The organism is Frankia sp. CgMI4 (genome assembly GCF_001756285.1).
GTDB classification, from domain to species: Bacteria; Actinomycetota; Actinomycetes; order Frankiales; family Frankiaceae; genus Frankia; species Frankia casuarinae.
In genome coordinates this window covers 53,841-76,903 of record NZ_MAQZ01000068.1, presented here as the reverse complement: position 1 = coordinate 76,903, position 23,063 = coordinate 53,841, and the positions used below count along the sequence as shown (strand labels likewise).

Genomic DNA, 23,063 nt, shown 5'->3' with positions numbered 1-23,063 from the left:
GGTGGCTACCGCCGTCTCACCATCCGCTACGAACGCAACGGCTACAACTTCCTCGGGTTCCTCTGCCTGGCTGCCGCGATCACCTGCTGGAAGAAACTCCCGCACTCGACGTGAGACACGCTCTTAGCCTGTCCGGCCAGCTGTCGCAGCATGCCGATCTTCGCGAGATGGTGGGCGCCGCCGCGGGTCACCTGCCGGCGGACCCGCTCGTCGTTGACGGCCACCCCCAGCTCGTCGGCGGCGACGGACCGCGGGGGCCGGTGGAGCGACGGGCTGTCTGCTACCCGAGTACGCCGGTCGCTCCGTCGGTGAGCTCGCGCACGATGTCGGCGTGGCCGGTATGGCGGGCTGTCTCTTCGATCATGTGGATGTAGATCCACCGCAGTGATACCTGGGGTAGGTCGGGGCGGGAGACAGGGGTCGCGACGATGTCGTCGAGCGCGTACCCGGCCGCGGCCTTTCGGGAGGCTGCGCACGCCTGGTCGTACGCCGCCAGCAGCGAGTCGATGGTGTCGGTGTCGGCAAGCACCCAGCTGGTGTCTTCCTGGCCGGTCGGGAGTGTGTCGGGGTCGTCGGTCAGCCGACCGAACCAGTTTCGCTCCACCACGGTCAGGTGTTTGACGAGGCCGGCGAGGGTGGTGAGYGAGGGCAGCATCCTGCGTGCGCTGTCCTGGTCGCTGACACCGCGCACCTTGTGGACGAGGACATCCCGGTAAAAGTCGAGGAACGCTTCCAGGGTTTCACGTTCGCCTGCGGTGCTGGCCTGCATGACCCGCAGTGTCGGCGGGCGTGGCGGTGGCGGCTGCATGCCGGCAACCGTAGCGCGCTGCGAAGACGGGGCCTGAGAGTGATCAAGTCTGGTGCGCGGGTTGGGTCAGGTTCCGATGACGAGGACTTCGCGGGCGGTGCGGTAGGATCTCGACGATGACCGCGAGCCGTGGCGGGCGGCCAGCGGGCGCGCTGACGGCCGCGGGTACGCGCTCCTGCCGACGTGGAGTCACACCGTTGTTCTTGCGCGTCTCCGAACGCACTCGACCAGGATCTGTGGGGAACCGACMTGGTAGGGAGGCCACCGAGATACGGCAGAAAGGGGCAACGGGCGGCTGTAGCCCGGTGGCGTACGGCGTTGGGTCGCTCGGTATCCTGCCGATCACTATCGGGGGTGTAGTACGGGGTGGCTGGTGGCATCGATCGAGGAGGAGGCTGCGGGGGCGGCCGATCCGATCGGGGARGTCTCCGAACGCGCCGGCCGGCTGGTGATCAAAACGTTGGCGGAGGCCGGCTGGAAGAATCTGATCCGCGCCGCGATCTCGATCCGGGAAGGCGTYCGCTCCTCGGTCACGCTGCTGCGCCGTCTGGGCAAGGTCGAGGCCTTCCACGGCTTCGCCGACTGGCTGATGTTCGGCGGGGACCTGATCGGCCACAACGATCCCGACCATCACGAGAAGATCGTCAAGTTCAACGAGCTGACCGCGAACTGCGTGATCCACCAGAACGCGTTGGACATCACCGATGTCGTTAACCAGCTCGTCGCCGAAGGGCAGGTGGTCGAACCCGACGACCTGGCCACCATCAGCCCGTACATCCGCGAGAACGTCCGCCGCTTCGGTGAATGGGGGCTCGACACCACCCCACCCGAGCAGACCGTCACCCGCCTCGACGTCACTCTTCCCACCTCTGTGGATATTCGTCGATGACGCCGACGGCCCCCGGAAGTGGGGGAGACAGCGGGGGTGCGTGGCTTACCCGGATCGGGGAGCTGTTCGGGATTGTTCTGGCTCCGGTAACGGTACTCACCGCGCTGCTCTACGACTTCGGTTTCGTCCGTGCGCAGGCCCTGTTCGGCTATTTCGGCCTCGAAGTCAGCCAGCTGGACTTCTCCTTCCAGGATCTGGTGCTCCRCAGCGCCCAGGTCGTCTTCCGTCCCCTGATCTTCCTCGCCTTCCTGGTTCTGCTGACCCTGGCTGGCCACGCCCTGCTCACCCGGCAGCTGCGCCGACGTCCCCCCACCTCCCGCGTCGCTCGDGGGGCCTCTCCCGCAACCGGGCTGGTTGCCATGCTGCTGTTCCTGACCGCAGCCGGCAGCCTCGACCTGATCAACCTGAAGTTGATACCTGTGCGGGTGGCGCCGGTCGCGCTTGGCATGGCCGCCGTGCTGACCGAGTACGCCGTCCACCTAGCCGAACAGCAGTGTCACCGGCGACGCCGCCGCCGCGCCCGCCGCGGACCACCCCCACCGCTGATGTCCGCCCCGCTGACCCGACTACGCCGCGCCACTCTCGCCGCGACACTGCTGATCGCCCTGTTCTGGGGGTTTTCCGTCGAAGCCGATCGCCAAGGCAACCAGCTTGCCCGCGGCATCGCCGCGACCGTCGGGCAACGATCGGCAGCCATCGTCTACAGCACCGACCGACTCCCGTTAAGCCCGGACTACCAGGTCGACGAAGTCGACCTCACACCCGCCAAAACCATCTGGCGCTGGCGCTACACCGGCCTGCACGTCCTGGCCTACCGCGCCAACCGCTGGTTCCTGCTACCCACCAGCTGGACGAAGGACAACGGCGCACCCGTCGTCATCCTCACCGAGGACCCCACCCGACTCCGCGTCGACATCGTCCCATAAACACAAACTCCCGCCAGGCCACTCTTCCGGCCGAATTGTGCGATATAAAAGAAAGCGAGAAAAGTGTCTCACCCGCCCCCGGAAATGTGCGAGGAAGGCGCGGTTCCCCCACCTCCCGCGGGAGCATTATCGCCATCCGGCGGRGATACCCGAGGACTGGAAGGAGGTGGAGTCCCCGATTCGGGGCGCACGCTCGGGATTCCGCCGCCACCACCGCGCGAAACGGCTGCCGAGACCCCAGGAATCTGTCCATTGATTGATTTTTTCTGGTCGATTGTGGGATGCGGCTGGGGTAGCGTGGGGATCGCGAAGCCGGTAGGAGTACTCGAATGCTCTTCCGTTCCGGAGGTTGTGGGGGATGGGCTAGGCACATGAGATTGAGAAGATGATCTGCACGCTGCCACGAGGACGATCAGACTGACGGGCAGCACAACGAACATAGCTGTCCACCTCCACCAGCCCTCCCTTTTCCTGGCACTCCTGCTGTTTCGGCGTCCACCCACCACATCCCCCGACGATGTTGCTCTGCGACAGATCGACATCTCTTCGTACTAATAATCACTGTCGGGGTGCCCTGTGTCACTCACTCCGGCCCGGGCGGTTAGAGAAGGTCCTCAAGTCGGGTGGCGACCTGGCGGTAGCGGCTAACCGGGACGAGGTGCACACCGGCGAAGGCGCCGCTGTCGCGCAGCCGTAGCACCTGGTCGCAGGCCRCTTCGACCCCGGCCGCCTGGTCCCGTTCGACTGCTTGGACGAGGTCGTCGGGAATGTCGATGTCGGGGATGGCCGCGGCGAGGCGGCGGGCCATCCCGGCGCTCGCGAGGACCATGACGCCGGCGTAGATCGGCAGTTCGACCGGATGGGCGTCGCGCCAGCGCAGCAGGGCGTCCACCGAGTAGCTGATCTGTACGAACAGGAAGTCGGCCGCTCGTTTCCAGGTGGGCAGTGGACGTAGGCCAGCCGCGGCGCCGACCCGGAACGCCGGCATGTCCGCGAAGACCGGATCCTCGCTGGCCGCGCGGGCCTCGTCCATCATCGCGCGCACGGTCAGGTCGCCGGTCCGGTTCCCGGCGGTGGGTTTGTCGCYGTGGACGAACAGGAATTCCTCGACGCCGTAGGCCGCGGCGGTGAGCAGGTCGCGGCGGAAGCCGAGCAGGTTACGGTCGCGGGAGTTCACGCAGGCGATGCTGCGTCCCCCCATCGTCGCCACCTCGTGGGCGACGGCGATGCTCGACACCGTCGCGCGTCCGATGTGGTTGTCGGGGATCAGGAACGCGTCGGTGACGGGGCTCAGGACGCCGATCTGGTGGCGGGCGTGGGTCAGGTCCGGCCGGGTCGGCGGCTCGATCTCGCAGATCATCTCGAAGCCGCGCACCGGGCGTTCGTGACCCGCCGTGGGTTCGCGCATCCTGACAGGATAGGACTCCACGGACCACAGCCACACCRCACGGGTGCGCTGCGCTGCTGTAGCACACCGTAGGAACAGTCCGAGGTGGCCCACCGGCAGTTCGTGCCACTGAAGTTGGACCGGACCGGATCACCATGTCGGCGCATGCGCTGGTCCGATTCCCCCCAGGCCCATGTGCACCCGAGCCAGCGCGGTCCCTGCCAAACAAAGCGGCCGGAACCCGGCCATCTACCGGGGCCGGTCACAGGGAACCATCCCGGGATGATCATTTTCTGACGCCCGGGAAGGGAGGCTTATCGGGCGTCAGGACGCGCCATGCCACGCGCTCCCCTGAAACGTTCCGTTTCGTGGTATAACGTTTTTTCAAACGTTTCATCGCTTGCGACGATATGTAAGTGGAGGGGATGGGTCATGTCTCGGGTGCCACGACCGCCGCACCAGCGTCGGGAGCCGCCTGAACCGGTGGGGCCGATGCGGCCGCCGCGTCCCCGTGACGGCGAACCCGTGCTCCCGGCGGCCGGCACGTCTTCGGGGGGAGCGCCGGGGGCTGGGGGCGGCCCGGCGACGCCGGAGGGATCCACCGCCGGCCCGGCGGCCGGCCACGCGGTCCCCGAAGGCACCCGCGCCCGCGGCGGCGGGGACGACGGCGGGGACGACGGCGGGGCCGGCGGCGCGCCCCCGTCCGGACACCCGGCGCCGTCCGGCGGTGCGGCCGGGTCCGAGGGTGCGGCGGCCCGCGCCGCGACGGCGCCGCGCTGCGCCTTCCCGGGATGTACCCGACCCGCCGCCCCCGCCGAAGGCCCGGGGCGCCCGCCGGCGTACTGCGACGACCCGGCGCACAACCGGCTCGCGGCCTACCGTCGCCGCCGTGAGCTCGCCGGGCGTGGCGGTGCGGACTCCGCCGGCACGCCCGCCGCCCGGGCCGACCTCGCCACCCTGCCGCTGGCCGCCGGTCGGCTGCGCGCCGAGGACCTCGCCGCTCAGGTGCGCGCCCTCGCCGCCGAGCTGACCTGCACCCTCGACGCCTTCAGCCGGCAGATGTCCGCCCTCGGCGACGTCACCGCCGTCGAGGCGGCCGTCGAGGCGGCCGAGGCCGAAGCCGCCGAACGGGTCGCCGAGGCGGTGGCCCGTGCCGTGCGCGCCGAGCAGCGGGCCCGCGCCGCCGAGGCGGCCCGCGCCGAGGCCGAGGCCGTCGCCGGCGAGGCGGTGAGCGCCCTGGAGGACGCCGAGACCCGCCTGGCCGCCGCCGAGGCGGCCAGGCGGCAGGTGGTCGAGCACTCCGCCGAGACGGTCCGCGCGGCCAACGACGCCGCCGAGGCGGCCCGCGTCGAGGCCGACGCGCAGGTCCAGGCCGCCGCCGCCCGCGCCGCCACCGAGATCGAGGCGGCCCGCGTCGAGGCCGCACGGCGCATCGACGAGGCCGTCGCCGCCCGGGAGCAGGCCTCGACGCGGCTGGAGGAGGCCCGGCGCGACGCCGAACGCGACGCGCACACCCTCACCGAGCTACGCGCCGAACGCGACGCCCTGCGCGAGGACATCCGCCGCGAACGCGCCGAGGCCGAGCGCGTGCGTGCCGAGGCGGCGGCGCAGCTCGACCAGGGCCGAGCCGCCGCGGCAGCCGAGGCCGAGCGGGTGCGTGCCGAGGCGGCGGCCGAACTCGACCGCGTCCGCTTCGAGGGCGAGGCACGCCTGGCCGGCGAACGTCAGGCCGCCGCCGAACGTCTCACTGTGATCGGCGAGGCCCGCGCCGAGGCCCGGGCCCGCGCCGAACGCGCCGAACGCCAGGTCGACGAACTGACCGCGGAGCTTCGCGCCGTGCGCGCCAGCCCCACCCGCCCCGACCCCACCTGATCAGGCCCCACCTGATCAGGATCGCTCTCGTCCGGCGGGCAACACGGACCGGTGCGTGAGCACGGATGCGACGTGGGTCAGGGCACGGCGCAACGCGCGACGCGGAACCCCACGTCGTCGAGGTGGAAGGCCGGGTGGCCGCGGCGGCGTACGGAGGCCCGGCAGCTCCAGTGCTCGTCGAACCACCCGCCGCCCCGCAGCACCCGATAGGTGCCGTAGACCTCGGTGTCGTACAGGTCCCAGCACCAGTCCCACACGTTGCCCAGCATGTCGTACAGGCCCCAGGAGTTGGGCTGTTTGCCGCCCACGTCATGGATTCGCCCGTGGGAGTTGCCGCGGTACCAGGCAATGTCGTCGAGCGGCCCGTACCGCGGGCCGCTCGTGCCGGCTCGGGCGGCGTACTCCCACTCAGCCTCGGTCGGCAGCCGGTACCCCTCGGCGCGGGTGTCCCACTCGACACCCTCGCCGTCGGCCTGGACACGGTACGCGGGCGCCATCCCGTCGCGGTGGGACAGGGCGTTGCAGAACCGGACCGCGTCCCACCAGGAAACCCCCTCGACGGGCAACCGGTCCCCGTGGGCCGAACTCGGCCGCTGGCCGCCGACCGCCGCGTACTGCTCCTGGGTGACCGGAAACGCCGCGAGACAGTACGGCGCGAGCTCGACCGACCAGCTGCGCTGCGTTCGCCGGTCGGACAGCGTCACCCGCCCCGGCGGGATGGAGATCAACGTGTTTCCCACGCCCGCGTCCATGGCCGGCGATCCTACCGAGGCTCGTCCGTACGGAGAGTCCCGGTAGGATCGCGGGACGTCCGTATAGAGTGTTACTCTAGAGTGGTGCTCTATGGGAGGTGTCGGGGTTATGAGAGGTGTCGGGGTAGCGCCCAGTCGGGCCCGGCTGGTGGACGCGGCCGTGGCCTGCGTGCTGGAGCAGGGCTGGGAGGCCACGTCCATGCAGGCGGTTCGGCGTCGGGCCGGTGTCAGTAACGGCAGCCTGTTTCACTACTTCCCCACCCGGGGGGACCTGGCCGCGGCCGTGGTGGGTGCGGGTCTTGCCGATCATCAGGGCGCGCTGTGGGGTGAGCTGCACACCTCGACCGGGCCCCGTGATGGCGTGACCCGCCTGGTCACCCGCCATCTGCGGTGGGTGGAAGAGCATCCGCGGCTGGCCCGACTGCTGCTGACCGCGCCGGTCGATGTCCTGCGCGGCTCGATCGATGAGCGCACCGCCGCGGACAACCGCGGCTTCTTCGCCGCGGTGGCCGACTGGCTGCGTGGCCACGGCTGGTCCGACCGGCCCGACCTGGCGGTCGTCGTCGCGCTGTGGATCGGCCCCGCCCAGGAATACAGCCGCCACTGGCTCGCCCGCCCCGCGGGCTCCCCGACGCTCGTCGCCGACGACCTGGCCGACGCCGCCTGGCGGACGCTCGGTCCCCTGCTCACCCCGCGGAAGGAGTAAGGAGTCATGACCCGTTCCTTGCAGTGCTACCGCCGTGCGCTCGACACGTTCACCACCATCGTCACTCGCGTGCCGTCACTCGCGTGCCCGCCGACCGGTGGGACGCCCCGTCCCTCTGCCCGGTGTGGACCGGGCGGCAGTTGACCGGCCACGTCATCGACGGCCAGCAGCAGATCGYCAGCCTGCTCACCGGGCACGGCCCCCGCCCGCCCGTCACCGATCCCGCCCTCCTCACCGCCCTCGCCGGCCCCGATCCGGGCGCATCCTGGCAGCGCACCCACCAGAACACCGAACGCACCCTCGCGGCCCTGGACCCGGCCACCGTCGTGGACACCCCCCTGGGCGCCCGGAGCGTGGAYGAGGTCCTCACCGTCGCCGTCATCGAGCCCCTCGTCCACGCCTGGGATCTGGCCACCACCATCGGGCAGACCGTCCAGCTCGATCCCGACACGGTGACCGCGACGCTCCCCGCCGTCGAAGCACTCGGTGGCCAGCTCGCCGCGACCGGCATGTATGCCRCCGCCCAGCCCGCGCCCGCCGACAGCCCACCCCAAGACAGGCTCCTGGCCGCACTCGGACGCCGCTGGACCCCGAGGAACTGACATCAGCAGTATCACGTGGGGGCTGATCACACGGGCTCGTGCGCCAAGTCGTCAACCGCCAAGTCGTCAACCCGCCGTCAGGCCTRCTCGCCGGAGACCGTCCGCTGGGGGCGTACGCCGTCCGGCCGGTAGATCCTGGCCGGTGGCCCGGGGGGATCGGTGCCGAGGGTGTTCCCGCAGCGGGTGGAGATCCATGTCCGGAYGCCGCCGGGACGCGGCGCCGGCCGCCAGCTTTCCAGGTCGTAGGTCTCGCCGGTGGCGAAGCCCTTCCCGCCGTTCAGCGCCGGTAGCTGCGCGAAGTTCTGATGGCACGCCAGCTGGTCACGCAGACTGTCGGCAACCTCGCCGCGCAGGCCCGTCACACACCCCTGCACGGCCTGCCAGATCTCGGCGGCAACCTGGCCGGGGTCCCCGGCGCGCCGCCCCTCGGGGGTGGGGCGCACCTGGATGCGAAACCGGCCGTCCGCCCACTGCTGCACGACGATCTCCTCGACGTAGCGGCTCGGGCCGCAGTAGGGCGTGCTGGCACCGGCGGCCCGCGGGCTGTGTGTCGCCTCGGGGCTGGGGCTCGGGCTGTGCGCGGGAGTCGGGCCGCCCGGGGGATGCACCCCCGCGATGGCGTGCGGACCGGCCGGGGTGTCCGGGCCGCAGGCGACGGMGAGCAGCCCCACCGCCGGCACGCCCAGCAGAACCCGCACGAGGAGCGCGCACAGGCGCGCCCCCACGATCCCGGACGCGGTGCTCCCTGCGGTCCCCGCCATGTGCGTTCCCCCGGATCCGGTGCGGGTGGGTTCCGCCGGTTATCGCCGCGTCAACCCACCGCACCGGGCTGCCGTGAGGCGGCCTCGGGGACGAGCGTCAGCGGTGCAACGTACGGCGGCGGCCCACCGCCCGCCACACCAGCAGCACGACGATACCCCCGATGATCGAGCCGACGATGCCGGACGGTTGCAGCGCGCCCTCGCTGAGATCACGGTTGAACAGGACGTAGCCGAGGAAACCGCCGACGAACGAGCCGACGATGCCGAGCAGGATCGTCGCAGGGATACTCATCGGATCAGGTCCGGGCACGAGCAGGCGCGCGACCGCGCCGGCAACGAGACCAAGCAGCATCCAACTGACGAGGGTCCAGACCATGGAAGACCTCCGACCAATAATGATCATCGATGGCCGACCTATGATCATGGTCGACCGATGATCGAGGAGTAGGACGTCCGCCGTATACCCGACCGACCCGGTTCGTCAAACAACATCCAACAACATCCGAAACGTCGTCCTGCGGACAGCCTGCCCGTCGAGCGGACAGCCTGCCCGTCGAGATGACTGTCGAGATGCCCGTCGAGCGCCCTCCCGGACCGGGCCGGGCGCCACCGCATCATCGGCCCGGCCGTGGCCCGATCACCGGACGGGGCTGCGAACGGGGCGGCGGCCGGTCGTAACATGTGGACCAGGCCGACCGTGCGTCGGATCCCGTCCGAAGGATGGTTCCCGTGGGTGACATCGGCGCTCCCGAACTGATCATCATCATCCTGGTCRTCGTCGTGCTGTTCGGCTCGAAGCGGCTGCCCGACGCCGCCCGTTCCCTAGGCCGCTCCCTGCGGATCTTCAAGTCCGAGATCAAGGGCCTGCACGACGACGAGGCGCCGGCCCCTACCGCGGCCGTTGCCGCGGCGCCCACCCAGGTCACCGGCCCCGCGCCCGCCGCACCCCACACTCCGCCGTCGGCCGAGCCGGCCACGCCGGCCACGGGTGGATCCGGGAACCGGTCCGCCTGAGGCCCGCTGAGCGTTTCCCGCGGCGAGGCCGGGCGAGTCGCGGCGGACTAGGGTGGATCTCGATGCCCCAGGATGCCCGGACGCCCCGGCGGTGAACGACGAGACCACCAGGCCGATCGCCGGCCCCCGTGCGTTACCGGCCGGCTCCGCCGGCGCGGCACAGCCGCCGGTGCCGGTCCTGGCGCCGGGCACCGATGGACAGCTCACCGCCGATCTGCTCGCTCGGGTAGGGGACTACGCCCGCGCCGCGCGTTCCACGGCGACCTGGCGGGCCTACGACAGTGACCTGCGTCAGTTCYGGGCCTGGTGTGAACGTCAGACGGTGCCGCTGTGCCCGCTGCCGGCGACCCCGGCGACGGTCGCGGGTTACCTCGCCACGCTCGCCGACGCCGGGTACAAGCCCTCGACGATCCGCCGCCGGCTCGCCGCGATCTCCGTCTCCCACCAGCTCGGTCGCCATCCCAACCCGGCGAGCGCACCGGAGGTCTGCGCCGTCTGGGACGGTATCCGCCGCACCCGCGGGGTCCGCCCGAACCGCAAGGCCGCGCTGGACACCTCCCTGCTGGCCCGGGTCGTCGCCGGGCTGCGCGACGACGACCTCGCCGACGTCCGCGACCGGGCCCTGCTGCTGATCGGATTCGCCGGCTGCCTGCGCCGCTCCGAACTCGTCGGCCTCGACGTCGCCGACCTGCTGGAGACCCCCGACGGAGTCGTCCTGACGATCCGGGCGTCGAAGACCGACCAGGAGGCCGCCGGTGCCCTGGTCGGCGTCGCCTACGGCTCCTACCGGCCGACCTGCCCGGTGCGGGCCTGGCGGGCCTGGGTGGACGCCGCCGCGCTGACCGACGGGCCGGCGTTCCGCGCGGTCAACCGGCACGGGCAGGTCGCGCCGGGGCGGCTCTACCCGGGCTCGGTGGCCCGAATCGTGCAGCGCCGGGTGGCCGCCGCCGGACTCGACCCGGCCGACTTCGCCGGGCATTCGCTGCGCTCCGGGTTCGCCACCGCCGCCGCCCGCGCCGGTGTCGCCGACCGGTCGATCATGCGCCAGGGCCGGTGGCGCTCCTCAGCGTCGCTCGACGGCTACGTCCGCGCCGGACGGCTGTTCGACCGCGACAACCCCTCCGGCCGCGTCGGGCTGTGAACCCGACCGGCCTGGGATCCGGCGTGGACGGAACCGCGCACGCGGCGTCCCCGGCATGCAGGTGCGGGTCGGGCCGGTGCGCGAGGTGGCCTTCGCCCCGGACAGCCGACTGCTGGCCACCGCCGGCGAAGCGGTGCGCGTTCAGGCGTCGCCGAGATCCTGTCCAAGGGGGAGATGGCGGTAGACGGTGGTCCGTCCGCGTCGGGTGAGCGCGGCCACCAGGTCGATCGGCACCCCRCCGGCGCGGGCGGCGCGGGCGGCCTCCCACATTCTTTCCTCCGCCTCGCAGGCAGCGTCGACCGAGGCGGACAGGGCGGCCATGAGCTCATGGTGAGCCTGCGTCCTCGGCGTCCACGGCGGGCGGGGCATCCACCCACCTTATGGGCGTACCAGATTGACATGCAAACACGTGGAAGATTAGCGTCTCAGATAGGTATGCGAACTGGGAATGTGATGCGTCTGTCGCGGCATTGCCGCATTCTGGCCCTACCCGAGCATCCGAAGGGACCTCATGATGGCCAGATACACCTGCACGTACTGCGGTATCACCTCGGACCGGGTCGCCACCAAGGCCGAGGCGTCCCATCTGCTCGCCACCCACATGCAGGTCCGCCACGGCGGGCTGGGCCGCGGCCCCCAACCGGCCGCCATCCCGCGGACCGGTTCACGTCGCGTCCGGCGCCGCTGACAGTCCCGCACCGCCCTTCGTCCCGCTCGCCCACGGATCCGGGGCCGGAGCACCGGCGGCGGCCGGTAGTGCTCAGGCGGCCGGCGACGGAGCGGCCAGTCCGATCAGCCGGTGCACACGCAACGGGACGGGCCTGCCCTGCACGACGAGGGGATCCGCCTCGCTCGCGGTGACGCTGTCCCGGACGAGATGATAAGTGGTGCCGCCGATGAAGATCTCGCCGGCGGGCGCGGCGTGTTCCAACCGGGAGGCGACGTTCACCGGGTCGCCACTGGCGCCACCGGCGACGGTGACCTCGCCGGTGTTGATCCCGATCCGCACGCGCAGCCTCAGGTCCCGGTTGTGGTGCCGTTCGGTGTTGAGCGCCTCCGTCGCGGCCCGAATCTCAAGGGCGGCGTGGACGGCGCGCAGCGCGTCGTCCACATGCGGCTCGGGAACGCCGAACACCGCGAACGCGGCGTCCCCGATGAATCTCTCGACCGAGCCGCCATGCGTGGAGACGATGGTGCGCACGAGGGTGAACGCCCGCCGCAGGACCTCCTGCAGCGATTCCGGGTCGATTCCTCTGYCGATGTCGGTGGTCCCGGTGATGCCCACGAACATGCTCGTGGCGGTGATGCAGGCGTCCCGTTCCGGGTCCTGCCGGATGTCGCCGGTATCCTCGCGTGCCATGGTCCCATCCTGACGCGCCATCCCGCCGGTGAAGACGTGATTTCCGCGCCGTGACCCGACCGGGGGATCGGACCCGGCGCCGGCGACGACTGGTCTGCCGGTCAGCGGCGGCGTGGGGAACGAGGCGACCGAGGGGAACGAGGCGACCGAGGAGAACTCGCCGACCGCCGCGGCCGGGCCGCGCTGGGCGACGACGAGGGGATCGGCACCGTCCCGGGCCCGGGGCCCGAGCCCGCCACGGGGTGCGTTCTGGGGTCCGGCCGCGTCGGGTCCGCCGTGCGCGTCCAGTGCACGGGGCGGGTCAGAGCCGGGGGCAGCGCCGTGGTGGCGTCCCCGCGGGCGGCGTCGAGCTGGGCCTGAACGACGAACAGGGCGCCGTGCAGGTTGGCGCCGTGCAGGTCGGTGTCGCGCAGGTCAGCGCCGAGCAGGTCGGCGCCGCGCAGATCCGCCCCCCGCAGATCCGCGCCGATCAGGAGGGTTCCCTGCAGCGCCGCGCCGCGCAGATCCGCCCCGGCGAGGTTCGCGCCGAGCAGGTCGGCGCCGCGGGGGCGCCGCCGGGGACGCCTGTTCCCGGCACCGCCCGGCAGCTCGGCGCGGACCAGGTCGCTGGCCTGCAGCAACAGCAGATGGACCGCCTGACGCAGCGCGGGGACGTCCACGGCGAGCAGCGTGTCGGCGTCGGCGCAGGTCAGCAGCATGGTGCGAGCGCGGGCGTCATGCAGCTCGGCGTGCAGCGGGGCGGCGGCGGGCCGGCTCAGCGCCTCGCTCAGATACCACAGCAGCTCGTGCAGCGTCCGCATGACCGCGAAGACATCGAACATCTGCCGGGCACTGTCCGGGGCCGCTCGCCAGTCCCGCCCGCCGTAGGTGACMTGGCAGACCTGCTGCCCGGCGCCGAAGCAGTCATACACGGCGCAGCCGCGGAACCCCCGCGGCCGCAGCTGCTCGTGGACGGCACAGCGGAAGCCCGCGTTCAGGTTGGGGCAGGCCGTGCCGGCGGGTTTGTCAATCGCGAAGTCCACCGAGGCGGAGAACGCCGGTGCCACGCAGCACAGCGCGAAACAGCGCCCGCAGTCGGCACGCAGCCGGCCGCGGGCGTCCCCGGTGATTCCCGCGGCGGGATCGAGATCGTCGGGCAAGGTGTGTGCCCTTCTGAACGTCGACGGGAGACATCATTCTGACAGACGCGACCGCGGAGGATGACGTCGCCACCCCCGTGTCCACCGGCCTCGGGCTGGCCGGGATACCAGTTCGCCCGCGATCCTCGCCCACGACCAGCGCCGGTTCAACGAGCACAGGGCGTCTGGTCAGCGGTCAGCGGTCAGCACCCAATGGTCATCTGGGTGGGAGGGAGGGTCGTCTCGACGTCCTGGTCGTCGAGACGACGTACTGGTCGCCGACGGATATGTCATGCTGACAGACGCGACAGCAGGGGGAGGAAGCCGGTGCGAGTCCGGCGCGGTCCCGCCACTGTCACCGGGAAGCGAACCCTTCCTGGGCAGGCTCGCCGACGAGGAGGCGGGCGTGCCCGGCGATCGCCCGACCAGGGGTCCGGAGAGGAACCCCGAGCCGCCCCGGCGGGGCGACGGGCCACGGCCGCAGCGGCGGCTGGAAGGCCGAAGGTGCGCGTCGATCCGGGAGCCAGGATACTCCGGCCGTCGCCGTGATGACCATGGGCGAGGACCCTGGGAGGACCCCGGCATGCCCGTACCACTGCCACATCGGCCATCCCGGCCGCACGCGCCGCATCGGCATCCGTGGTATCCGTCGTGTCGATCCTGTCGATCCTGTCAGCCGCAGCCGGTGCACACGACGCACCGGCGACACCCGCTTGCCTCGACGGCGTCGACACCRTGGTGAGCTTCCCGCTGTCGGCSGTGGTCGGCATGGACGACCTGCGCCTGGCCCTGCTGCTCAACGCGGTCTCCCCCACGCTGGGCGGAATCCTCGTGCGTGGGGAGAAGGGCACCGCCAAGTCCACCGCCGTGCGCGGCTTGGCCGCCCTGCTGCCCCCGGTGACGGTCACGGAGGGCTGCCGGTTCTCCTGCGCGCCCGACGCGCCGTTACCGGACTGCCCCGACGGCCCGCATCCCGCGCCGTCGCCGTCACTGACCCGTCCGGCCCGGCTGGTGGAACTACCCGTGGGCGCCTCCGAAGACCGGCTAACCGGTTCCCTCGACCTGGACCGGGCGTTGGCCGACGGGGTCAGCGTTCTGCGCCCGGGTCTGCTCGCCGCCGCCCACCGCGGGCTGCTCTACGTCGACGAGGTCAACCTGCTGGGGGACCATCTCGTTGACCTGCTTCTCGRCGCCGCCGCCTTCGGGGTCGCCCACGTCGAACGCGACGGGGTGTCGGTGCGCCATCCGGCGGTGTTCCTGCTGGTCGGGACGATGAACCCGGAGGAGGGCGAGCTGCGTCCGCAGCTGCTCGACCGGTTCGGGCTGACCGTGCACGTCGCGGCCAGCCGTGACCCGGCGGTGCGCGCGGAGGTCGTCCGCCGACGGCTGGCGTTCGAAGCCGACCCGGCCGGGTTCGCCGCGACCTGGGCGGACGCGGAGGCGGAACTCGCGGCCCGGGTCGTCGCCGCCCGCGGCCGGCTCGGCACGGTCCGGCTCACCGACGCGGCGCTGCGGGCCGTCACCGCCATCTGCGCCGGCTGCGACGTCGACGGCATGCGCGCCGACGTGGTGCTGGCCAAGACCGCGATGGCACTCGCCGCGTGGGCGGGGCGCGCCACGGTGCTCGCCGCCGACATCCGTACCGGTGCCCGTCTCGCGCTACCGCATCGCCGCCGCCGCGGCCCGTTCGACGCCCCCGGAATGGACGACGAGACCCTCGACGCCGTCCTCGACGAGGCCCTGGCCGCTCTCGACGAGCGCGTCGGGGCCGAACGCGAGGCCGGCGAATGTGAAGCCGGCGAAGAAGCCGGCGGATCCGGTGCCGGGGAATCCGGGGTACCGGTGAACGATGCGCGCCCCGATGACGACCCGCCCGACGGCGGCGGTTCGGGGGGCGCGCCCCGTGGTGACGGCGGTTCCCACGGCTGCGACGGTGCGGGGGATGGGAACCGCGGCGCGGGGAACGGCGGGGATGACGGGAACGGCGGGGATGACGGGAAGGGCGGGGACAGCGGGGACGGCGGGGACCGGTGGTCGGCACGACCGTCCCCGTCGGCGTCTTCGACCGCGACGGCGTCTTCGACCCGGCTCGCCGGCGCACCGGCGGCGGCGAGCCGGCCGCGGCTGCTCACCGTCGCCGGCCTCGGAACCTCCTCGGGAGCCACCGGACGTCGATCCCCGGCCCGCGGCAGCCGCGGCGCGCTCGTCACCACCGCCGCGGACGCACCCGGCCTGCATCTGCCGGCGACCCTGCTCGCCGCCGCCCCGTTCCAGGCCGCCCGCGGCCGGTGCGGACCCGGCCTCGTGCTGGTCCCGGCGGACCGCCGTGGCGCCGTGCGCGTCGGCCGGGAGGGCAACCTGGTGCTGTTCGTCGTCGATGCCAGCGGGTCGATGGCCGCCCGCGCGCGGATGACCCTGGTCACCACGGCCGTGCTGGCCCTGCTCGTCGACGCCTACCAGCGCCGCGACCGGATCGGGATGATCACTTTCCGGGGGTCGGGAGCGGAGGTGGTGCTCGCGCCGACCTCGAGCGTGGAGGTGGGCGCGGCCCGGCTGCGCGCGCTGCCCACCGGCGGGCGGACCCCGCTGGCCGCCGGGCTGGGCCTCGCCGGTGAGGTCCTGCGCGCCGAACGGCGCCGTGATCCGACGCGGCGGGCCCTGCTCGTGGTCGTCACCGACGGCCGGGCGACCGCCGGGGACGACCCGCTGCCGGTGGCCCGCGCGCTGGTGCGCGCCGCCGGTGGCGCGGCCGGACCGGCGACGGGCGGACGGGCCGGTACCGGGGGGCGTGGCGGCGGCCGGGGTGAGTTGAGCAGCGTCGTCGTCGACTGCGAGAACGGTTTCCTGCGCCTGGGCCTGGCCCAGCGGCTCGCGGGCGCCCTCGGCGGCGTCACGATCCCKCTGGACTCCCTGCACCATCTCACTCCCCGCGCGACGCCCCGCGCGACGTCCGGAAAGGTGGCCTGTTGACGCCGCAGGGACAGCCCGAGACCGTCCCCGACGACGGGCTGACCACCCGCCAGCGCCGCGACCGGCCGCTGCTGATGGTTCACACCGGCGACGGCAAGGGGAAGTCGACGGCCGCGTTCGGTCTGGCGTTGCGCGCCTGGTCACAGGGCTGGCCGGTCGGAGTGTTCCAGTTCGTCAAGTCCGCGAAGTGGCGTATCGGCGAGGAACGCGCGCTGCACGTCCTCGCCGACTCCGGCCAGGGCGGCCCGGTCACCTGGCACAAGATGGGCGCGGGCTGGAGCYGGGTACGCGAACGGGTCGACCCGGACGGCGACCCGGGTGCCGCCGCCCGGGAGGGCTGGGCGCAGATCACCCGGGACCTCACYGCCCAGACCTACCGGCTGTACGTGCTCGACGAACTGACCTACCCGTTGCGCTGGGGATGGCTCGACGTCAACGAGGTCGTCGAGGTCCTGCGTTCCCGCCCCGGCCGCCAGCATGTCGTCGTCACCGGGCGACGCGCCCCCCGGGAGCTGCTCGACGCCGCCGACCTCGTCACCGAGATGACCAAGGTCCGCCACCCCATGGACACCGGGCAAAAGGGGCAGCGGGGCATCGAGTGGTGAGCGAGCCCCGGGCGGAGATCGACATTCCCCGGCTGGTTCTCGCCGCCCCGGCCAGCGGCGCCGGCAAGACGACGGTGACCACCGGGCTGATGGCCGCGTTCACCGCCCGCGGCCTGCACGTCTCCCCGCACAAGGTCGGCCCGGACTACATCGATCCCAGCTACCACGCGCTGGCCTGCGGCCGGCCGGGCCGCAACCTCGACGCGGTGCTCTGCGGCGCGGCGCGCATCGCCGCGCTGTTCGCCCACGGGGCCCGCGGCGCGGACCTCGCCGTCGTCGAAGGGGTGATGGGCCTGTTCGACGGGGTGGCCCGTCCCGGTCCCGGTGAGCAGGCCGACCATGCCTCCACCGCGCACGTCGCCCGGCTGCTCGACGCCCCCGTCGTGCTCGTCGTCGACGTCTCCGGCGCCGCCCGCTCGATCGCCGCGCTCGTCGCCGGGTTCCGCGGATTCGACCGGCGGATCCGCCTGGCCGGGGTGATCCTCAACCGGGTCGGTTCCCCCCATCACCGCGATCTGCTCACCGAGGCACTCGACGACATCGCCGTGCCCGTGCTCGGCGCGCTGCCGCGGGAACAGGCCGTCCACACCCCCTCGCGGCATCTCGGTCTGGTGCCGGCGGCGGAACGCAGACCCGCCGCCGTCGCCGCCGTCGACCGGCTCGGCGCGCTGGTCGGATCCGCCTGCGACCTCGACGCCCTGCTGCGGGTGGCACGCACCGCGCCGCCGTTGCGCGTCGCACGTTGGGAGCCGGCCACCGTGCTCGCCGCGGCCGGACCGGCAGCGGTCACCACAGCGGACCCGGCGATGCCCGCGATGCCCGCGATGCCCGACCGGCCCCCGCGGGTCGCGGTCGCCGGGGGAGCCGCGTTCACCTTCGGCTACCCCGAACACATCGAGCTGCTCACCGCCGCGGGCGCCGACGTCGTCCCCGTCGACCCGCTGCGCGACGAGACGCTGCCACCGGGAACCGACGCCCTGATCATCGGCGGTGGTTTCCCCGAGGAGCACGTCGCCGCGCTCGCCGACAACGCCCGGTTACGCGCCGAGGTCGCCGCGTTCGCCGCCCGCGGCGGGCCGGTCGCCGCCGAGTGCGCCGGACTGCTCTACCTGGCCCGCACCCTGGACGGCGCGCCGATGTGCGGGGTTCTCGACGTGGAGGCGGTGATGGGCCCGCGGCTCACCCTCGGCTACCGCAGCGCGATCGCCGCCGCGGACAGCCCCCTGGCGGCGGCCGGGACCACCGTGCACGCCCACGAGTTCCACCGTACGGTCCTACGGCCCCCACCCGGCCGGGCGCCGTGCGACCCACGGTCGCCGTCCCCCGCCCACGGCGCCGCAGGCCCGCCCCCCGGGTCGTCGTGGGTGGCGGCGTGGTGGCTGCCGGTACCCGAAACCGCGCCCCGACCCGCACCGGGACGCGTGGCGGGTGGTGGCCGGCGCGGCGGGCAGCAGGCGGCGTCGCCGTGGATGTCCGAGGGGTTCGTGTACCGCCGGGTGCACGCCTCCTACCTGCATCTGCACTGGGCTGGACGGCCCGGCGCCGCCACCCGCCTGCTCGCCGCCGCCCGCGCGGCCCGCCGGGAGGACGGCCGGGACACCGCCGGCGCCGCACCCCGCGTCCGCGCCCCGAAGCCCGCCGGCCCACCCGGCCGGATCCAGCCCGGCGCGGCGTGACCGGAGCGGAACCGGGGGACGGGAGGCTGGTCGTCGGTGTCGGCGCACGGCCCGGGGTGACGGCGGCGGAGATCCTGGAGCTGGTCGAGGCGGCGCTGCACGACCTCGCGGCGCCGGCGAGCGCGGTGCGCCGGATGGCGACGGTCGAGGCCCGCCGGGACGAACCGGGCGTCGTCGCCGCCGCCCGCCACCACGGCTGGCCGCTGGTGGGCCATCCCGCCGCCCTGCTCGCCACCGTCGACGTGCCCCATCCCGGTGCCGCCGCCCACGCCGCGCTCGGCACCCCGAGCGTCGCCGAGGCCGCCTGTCTGATTCCCTTCGCTGTCCCCCCGTCCCCGGAAACGGCCACCCTGCCCCCGGCAACGGCCATGCCACAGCCGGTCCTGCTCGTACCCAAACGCGCCGGCCGGCGGGCGACGGTCGCGATCGCCCGGCATGGCACGCCGGATCGGGATGGCGGCGCYTCCGCGTGACCGCGGACCAGGTCGGCTGGGTGGCCGAGCGGACCACCTTTGATCARCATCGGCTCGCGCCGCTGGTGTTGTTGACGTACTACGCGGTCACCCCACTGCCCCTTTTTGCCGCATCTCAGCGTGACCCCTATAGATCTATACACGCGGACAATGGTACGGACGGCCGGTGTTTTTCGGCGTGGTGAGCTGTTGTAATCTGGCTGTGGCCGGTGAACGGGCCGTGTCAGGACAACCGTTCAGAGCAGCTGTTCAGAGCAGCTRTTCAGAACGACATAGCGTTGAACCCAAAACATGGTGGSTCATCGTCGCGGGGGCACCGACAAGGAGTCGCATGGATCACGCGCTCTACCATGTCCTCGAACCAAGTCGCGAGTATGACGTCGAGCTGACCACAACTGCCGGGCAGTGGCCGGCCGGCCTGCGCGGACACGCCTTCGTCGTCGGTCCGTCCCAGCCGACCGCGCTCGATTTCTTCCTGACCGGGCCGGGCATGCTCACCCGGGTCGACCTGGCCACCCAGCGCTGGYAGACGCGCCGGGTCGTCACTCCGGACCTGGCCATTCTCGGCGCGCTGCGCTCGGTGCTGCCGCCGGCGGAGCTGGCCGGGTTGCTGGTGGGCGCGCGACCGGCGGTGAGCCACACCGCGCCGCATTTCTTCGGCGACCGGCTGCTGTTGACCTCCGATCGGCAGCGGCCGGTGGAGTTCGATCCGGTCACCTTTGATTTCAAGAGTTTTCTCGGTGGCGTGGACGAATACCCGCAGGTCGGCGCGCACCCGCTGTTCCCGGGTGTGCAGACGACGTCCCATCCGGTCGTCGACCTGGACGACGGTTGCCTGTGGTGGTGCAACATCCACCTACGCCCCCGGGGAAATTCGACGGCCGATGTCGAGGGGCCGCTGTGGGTGGTGCGCTGGGACGGCAGCGGCGCGTTGGAAAGCTGGCATGTACCGGGCGCCCGCATCGTRCAGGGCACCCACGAGGTGACGGTGACCAGGGACTACGTCATCTTCACCGAAATCGGTTTCCGGCCCGAGCCGGGCAGCGTCGCCGGCCGGAACCGGACCAGGCCGCACCAGCCGTTCACCGATATCTATCTGGTGGCGAAGAGGGATCTGACCACCAGACGGGTGGGGGGCGCTGTCCCCGTGGCGCACGCCCGGGTGCCCTACGAGTCGTTCCACGAGTTCGCCGACTACGCCCAGGACGGCGACGACATCACCCTGTACGTCGCCCACTCGAACGGCTGGGACATCAACTACGYGATCACCGACACCGACACCGTCTGGGGGTCCGGGAAGCACTTCCCGGCCAGCCTGCGCGGATTTCTCCCGACGCCGGTCGACGCCTCACCGGTGGGTCGGTACGTCATCGCCGGACRCACCGGCGAGGTACGCGCCACCCGGTACTTCCTCGAGCCCCGGCGGCACTGGGGCACCCTGCTCTACGCCAGGGACCTGCGACGCCCGGCCCTGGAACGCGGCCGGTACCTGTGGCAGGCGTATTGGGGAGCACCGCCGGACAGCCTGGTCAGCCGGGTCGTCGAGATGTACCGCGACCACCCGCACCGGGTCGTGCCGGTGGATCAGCTGCCGGCCGGCGGGACTGCCTCGTCGGTGGTGTGCATCGACCTCGAGACGATGACGGAGAAGTGCTCGTGGTCGTTTCCGACCGGCACCATCGGCGAGTCGCCGGTGTACGTGCCGGTCACCGGCGACGGCGACGTCGCGCCCGGCGGAGAGAACGGCGATGGTAGTGGGGACGGATGGCTGCTGGTCTTCCTCAAGCACGCCGACCGCACCGAGATCCAGGTCTTCGACGCGCTCGCGCTCGATGCCGGCCCCGTCGCCGTCGCCACCGCGCCCGGGCTGAAGATTCCGGTTCTGTTCCATTCCGGGTATGCGGCGAGCATCCGGTCCGTCGACACCGGATATCGCCGGTTCTTCGCGGACGACCTCGGTACCGCCTGGAGAAGTCTCGGGCCGACCGTGCGCAGGGTCGTCGCCGACGTCCTGGACCGGCTCGGCTGACCGGTGGACGGGGCTGACCGGCACGGGTGTGCGACGCTCGTTCAGAAGGGTTGACTGGATGTACGACGCAATTGTGGTGGGTGCCCGGTGCGCCGGTTCCCCGCTGGCCATGCTGCTGGCCCGGCGCGGCCACCGGGTGCTGCTGGTCGACCGCGCGACCTTTCCGGCGGACACGCTGTCCACCCACTATCTGCCCCAGGCCGGGGCACACCAGCTGGCCGGTTGGGGGCTGCTTGACCGACTTGTCCGAACCGGGTGTCCGCCGATCACCGAGATGACGCTGTCCTGGGAGGACAGCGTCATCACCGGCGGCGTCGATCCGGTGGACGGCATCAGYGCGGCCTACGCACCCCGGCGCACCGTGCTGGACGCGATGCTGCTGGACGCCGCGCTCGACGCCGGCGTCGAGGTCCGCCTGGGCTACCCGGTGACCGACGTACTGGTAGCCGACGGCCGCGCGGTGGGTATCCGCGGTGGCACCCGGCGCTCCGGCGGCGCCGCGGCCGAGGATCGGGCCGCCATTGTCATCGGCGCGGACGGCCCCCGCTCCACGATCGCGGCGACGATGAACGCCGCCTTCTACAACGTCGTACCGGCCGCCAGCTTCATCTACTACTCGTACTGGAGCGGCCTCGACCGGCAGCACAGCGCCCGCTTCCGCAACGGGGCCCAGATCGGCTGCTGGCCGACTAACGACGGCCTGACCGTGGTTGCGGTTATGCGGCGGCGGGAGCGCCTGGCCGAGTTCCGGGCCGACGTGMCGGGAAACTTCCTCGGTGTCGTGCGTGCCGTCTTCCCCGAGTTGGCCGACGAGCTGGCCACCCGCGGCCGGCGCGAGGAACGCTTCCACGGCTCCCTCTACCCCGACAACTACTACCGCGCAGGCCACGGGCCGGGCTGGGCGCTGGTCGGCGACGCCGGTTACCACCGCGATCCCGTGACCGCCCAGGGCATGCTCGACGCCTTCACCCAGGCGGACCTGCTGGCGGCCGCGGTGGACCGCGGCCTGTCCGGGCAGCAGCCGATGAACGCCGCCCTGGCGGATTTCCAGCGGCATCGCGACGAGGCGACCGCCGCGTCCTACCGGCTTGCCTGCACGGTAGGCGAACTGGCGTTCCCCCCCGAACTGGCCGCGCTGCTGGTGGCCGCGGCGAACAGTCCAGAAACCCGGAAAAAGTTTCTCGGTATGGTTGCCGGCTTCGTTCCGCTGGCGGAGTTCTTCGCCCCGGCGCACCTGACCGAACCGAAATGCTCTCCAACGAATCCTGACCCTGAACCCTGAACCAACCCCCGCCCCCAGCCGRCAGGAATCGAGATCATCCAGTGCTCGACACCACGCTCGAAGTCAGCCTGCACATTCCACTGTCCGCAGCGGAGATTTACGCCTTCATGGCAACTCCCGACAACTGGGTCGRCACCTTCGCTGCGACGAAGGCGGTCCGCGGGGAGAACACCGACCGCCCGGTGCCGGTGGGGGCACGATTCGTCGACGTCATCGAGGTCGCCCCGGACACAACCGTCGAGGTCGAGTGGACGGTCACCCGCGACGAGCCCGGAGCCATCTGGCAGATGACCACCGACCCCGCCATAAGCGCCGACCCGGCCGACGGCACTGTCCACATCGTCATCACCTACACCTTCGCCGGCGGCACAGAAACGGAGCTCGCCGCCGACACCGTAGCCGCCGCGGCCGGCTCTGCCGGTGCCGGTGCCGGTGCCGGGACGCTGGTCACCCGTGCCCTACGCGCCACCTACCTCGGCAACTCGCCCATTCCCCTGGCCTACCGCGACAGCTGGACAGACCAGGCCGGCCCAGCCCACTTCCTGCAGACAGTCCGGGAAACTCTGCTCAATACCAGGTCCACCGGCCGGCGGCCTTGACGTCTCATCAGCTTTGACCTACCAGCGCCGGGGATCGCGTGTTCTCCGGGTGATACGCCCCGCGCCCACGGTCGTGCCGTGCGGCTCCCCGCC

The 23,063-nt window shown here is 72.2% G+C and carries 23 protein-coding genes and 1 pseudogene; 16 read left to right on the top strand and 8 right to left on the bottom strand.

Going from position 1 to position 23,063, the window contains the following annotated elements; genetic code table 11:
• Nucleotides 1–114 (top strand): annotated as a pseudogene (locus Manayef4_RS26650) (IS5/IS1182 family transposase); the annotation flags it as partial.
• A 166-nt stretch (nucleotides 115–280) separates the two neighbouring features.
• Here the strand turns inward: Manayef4_RS26650 and Manayef4_RS11350 are convergent.
• Complete coding sequence (locus Manayef4_RS11350) at nucleotides 281–808, bottom strand: DinB family protein (protein ID WP_011436730.1); 528 nt, start codon at nucleotides 806–808, stop codon at nucleotides 281–283.
• A gap of 373 nt (nucleotides 809–1,181) precedes the next feature.
• On the opposite strand from Manayef4_RS11350, the gene Manayef4_RS11345 reads away from it, so the two are divergent.
• Entirely contained in the window at nucleotides 1,182–1,697 is a 516-nt protein-coding gene (locus tag Manayef4_RS11345; protein ID WP_011436729.1) for a Tn3 family transposase, read from the top strand.
• Nucleotides 1,694–2,623: a hypothetical protein gene (locus Manayef4_RS11340; RefSeq protein WP_070131547.1), complete on the top strand. Its 930-nt coding sequence runs from the start codon at nucleotides 1,694–1,696 to the stop codon at nucleotides 2,621–2,623. The genes Manayef4_RS11345 and Manayef4_RS11340 overlap by 4 nt, the downstream gene beginning before the upstream one ends.
• Nucleotides 2,624–3,224: 601 nt before the next feature.
• Here the strand turns inward: Manayef4_RS11340 and Manayef4_RS11335 are convergent.
• Nucleotides 3,225–4,031, bottom strand: coding sequence for a methylenetetrahydrofolate reductase (locus Manayef4_RS11335; protein ID WP_070131562.1), 807 nt, complete (start codon nucleotides 4,029–4,031; stop codon nucleotides 3,225–3,227).
• Between the two features lie 504 nt (nucleotides 4,032–4,535).
• Between Manayef4_RS11335 and Manayef4_RS11330 the strand changes: the two genes are divergently transcribed.
• Nucleotides 4,536–5,882 (top strand): hypothetical protein, encoded by a 1,347-nt coding sequence (locus tag Manayef4_RS11330; RefSeq protein ID WP_235609030.1) that lies wholly within the window; start codon nucleotides 4,536–4,538, stop codon nucleotides 5,880–5,882.
• 77 nt (nucleotides 5,883–5,959) lie between these two features.
• On the opposite strand, the gene Manayef4_RS11325 is transcribed toward Manayef4_RS11330, so the two are convergent.
• On the bottom strand, nucleotides 5,960–6,634 hold the full coding sequence (locus Manayef4_RS11325) for an SUMF1/EgtB/PvdO family nonheme iron enzyme (protein WP_011436725.1): 675 nt from the start codon (nucleotides 6,632–6,634) through the stop codon (nucleotides 5,960–5,962).
• A gap of 109 nt (nucleotides 6,635–6,743) precedes the next feature.
• Between Manayef4_RS11325 and Manayef4_RS11320 the strand changes: the two genes are divergently transcribed.
• Together Manayef4_RS11320 and Manayef4_RS11315 are read left to right on the top strand one after the other, a co-directional pair.
• Nucleotides 6,744–7,340, top strand: coding sequence for a TetR/AcrR family transcriptional regulator (locus Manayef4_RS11320; protein WP_011436724.1), 597 nt, complete (start codon nucleotides 6,744–6,746; stop codon nucleotides 7,338–7,340).
• 83 nt (nucleotides 7,341–7,423) lie between these two features.
• Complete coding sequence (locus Manayef4_RS11315) at nucleotides 7,424–7,942, top strand: TIGR03086 family metal-binding protein (RefSeq protein ID WP_254665591.1); 519 nt, start codon at nucleotides 7,424–7,426, stop codon at nucleotides 7,940–7,942.
• A 77-nt stretch (nucleotides 7,943–8,019) separates the two neighbouring features.
• Here the strand turns inward: Manayef4_RS11315 and Manayef4_RS11310 are convergent, their stop codons facing one another.
• Together Manayef4_RS11310 and Manayef4_RS11305 are read right to left on the bottom strand one after the other, a co-directional pair.
• Nucleotides 8,020–8,703: a DUF2599 domain-containing protein gene (locus Manayef4_RS11310; protein ID WP_070131545.1), complete on the bottom strand. Its 684-nt coding sequence runs from the start codon at nucleotides 8,701–8,703 to the stop codon at nucleotides 8,020–8,022.
• A gap of 97 nt (nucleotides 8,704–8,800) precedes the next feature.
• Entirely contained in the window at nucleotides 8,801–9,079 is a 279-nt protein-coding gene (locus Manayef4_RS11305; protein WP_011436721.1) for a GlsB/YeaQ/YmgE family stress response membrane protein, read from the bottom strand.
• 353 nt (nucleotides 9,080–9,432) lie between these two features.
• Here Manayef4_RS11305 and tatA point away from each other — a divergent pair, with 353 nt between their 5' ends.
• Nucleotides 9,433–9,717: a Sec-independent protein translocase subunit TatA gene (gene tatA, locus Manayef4_RS11300; protein ID WP_070131561.1), complete on the top strand. Its 285-nt coding sequence runs from the start codon at nucleotides 9,433–9,435 to the stop codon at nucleotides 9,715–9,717.
• 169 nt (nucleotides 9,718–9,886) lie between these two features.
• Nucleotides 9,887–10,858, top strand: a complete 972-nt coding sequence (locus tag Manayef4_RS11295; RefSeq protein ID WP_254665592.1) for a site-specific integrase — start codon at nucleotides 9,887–9,889, stop codon at nucleotides 10,856–10,858.
• 141 nt (nucleotides 10,859–10,999) lie between these two features.
• On the opposite strand, the gene Manayef4_RS11290 is transcribed toward Manayef4_RS11295, so the two are convergent.
• Nucleotides 11,000–11,227 carry a hypothetical protein gene (locus Manayef4_RS11290; protein ID WP_011436717.1) on the bottom strand — a complete coding sequence of 76 codons (228 nt, stop codon included), beginning with the start codon at nucleotides 11,225–11,227 and terminating at the stop codon, nucleotides 11,000–11,002.
• 142 nt (nucleotides 11,228–11,369) lie between these two features.
• Between Manayef4_RS11290 and Manayef4_RS24965 the strand changes: the two genes are divergently transcribed.
• Nucleotides 11,370–11,546: a hypothetical protein gene (locus Manayef4_RS24965; protein ID WP_023841343.1), complete on the top strand. Its 177-nt coding sequence runs from the start codon at nucleotides 11,370–11,372 to the stop codon at nucleotides 11,544–11,546.
• Nucleotides 11,547–11,618: 72 nt separating this feature from the next.
• Here Manayef4_RS24965 and Manayef4_RS11285 read toward each other — a convergent pair whose 3' ends face one another.
• On the bottom strand, nucleotides 11,619–12,218 hold the full coding sequence (locus Manayef4_RS11285; protein WP_070131543.1) for an adenylate/guanylate cyclase domain-containing protein: 600 nt from the start codon (nucleotides 12,216–12,218) through the stop codon (nucleotides 11,619–11,621).
• A 101-nt stretch (nucleotides 12,219–12,319) separates the two neighbouring features.
• The gene (locus Manayef4_RS11280; protein ID WP_070131542.1) at nucleotides 12,320–13,357 is read right to left on the bottom strand and encodes a pentapeptide repeat-containing protein; all 1,038 of its coding nucleotides are present in this window, start codon (nucleotides 13,355–13,357) and stop codon (nucleotides 12,320–12,322) included.
• A 747-nt stretch (nucleotides 13,358–14,104) separates the two neighbouring features.
• On the opposite strand from Manayef4_RS11280, the gene Manayef4_RS11275 reads away from it, so the two are divergent.
• From Manayef4_RS11275 to Manayef4_RS11245, 7 genes are all read left to right on the top strand, one after another.
• Entirely contained in the window at nucleotides 14,105–16,306 is a 2,202-nt protein-coding gene (locus tag Manayef4_RS11275) for a VWA domain-containing protein (protein ID WP_070131560.1), read from the top strand.
• Entirely contained in the window at nucleotides 16,303–16,911 is a 609-nt protein-coding gene (gene cobO / locus Manayef4_RS11270) for a cob(I)yrinic acid a,c-diamide adenosyltransferase (protein ID WP_070131541.1), read from the top strand. The genes Manayef4_RS11275 and cobO overlap by 4 nt, the downstream gene beginning before the upstream one ends.
• Entirely contained in the window at nucleotides 16,905–18,587 is a 1,683-nt protein-coding gene (locus tag Manayef4_RS11265) for a cobyrinate a,c-diamide synthase (protein WP_035732982.1), read from the top strand. Before cobO ends, Manayef4_RS11265 begins: the two co-directional genes overlap by 7 nt.
• Complete coding sequence (locus Manayef4_RS11260) at nucleotides 18,584–19,060, top strand: cobalamin biosynthesis protein (RefSeq protein ID WP_011436710.1); 477 nt, start codon at nucleotides 18,584–18,586, stop codon at nucleotides 19,058–19,060. Before Manayef4_RS11265 ends, Manayef4_RS11260 begins: the two co-directional genes overlap by 4 nt.
• A gap of 331 nt (nucleotides 19,061–19,391) precedes the next feature.
• Complete coding sequence (locus tag Manayef4_RS11255; RefSeq protein WP_070131540.1) at nucleotides 19,392–21,089, top strand: carotenoid oxygenase family protein; 1,698 nt, start codon at nucleotides 19,392–19,394, stop codon at nucleotides 21,087–21,089.
• 58 nt (nucleotides 21,090–21,147) lie between these two features.
• A complete protein-coding gene (locus Manayef4_RS11250) occupies nucleotides 21,148–22,371 on the top strand; it encodes an NAD(P)/FAD-dependent oxidoreductase (protein ID WP_070131539.1) in 1,224 nt (407 codons plus the stop codon).
• Nucleotides 22,372–22,412: 41 nt separating this feature from the next.
• The gene (locus Manayef4_RS11245) at nucleotides 22,413–22,970 is read left to right on the top strand and encodes a hypothetical protein (RefSeq protein ID WP_070131538.1); all 558 of its coding nucleotides are present in this window, start codon (nucleotides 22,413–22,415) and stop codon (nucleotides 22,968–22,970) included.
• The last annotated feature ends 93 nt before the right edge of the window (nucleotides 22,971–23,063 follow it).

Excerpts from the sequence above, each read along its gene's own strand:
- Manayef4_RS11305 (WP_011436721.1), bottom strand. The coding sequence starts at position 9,079 with ATGGTCTGGACCCTCGTCAGTTGGATGCTGCTTGGTCTCGTTGCCGGC.
- Manayef4_RS11320 (WP_011436724.1), top strand. The coding sequence starts at position 6,744 with ATGAGAGGTGTCGGGGTAGCGCCCAGTCGGGCCCGGCTGGTGGACGCG.
- Manayef4_RS11325 (WP_011436725.1), bottom strand. The coding sequence starts at position 6,634 with ATGGACGCGGGCGTGGGAAACACGTTGATCTCCATCCCGCCGGGGCGG.
- Manayef4_RS24965 (WP_023841343.1), top strand. The coding sequence starts at position 11,370 with ATGATGGCCAGATACACCTGCACGTACTGCGGTATCACCTCGGACCGG.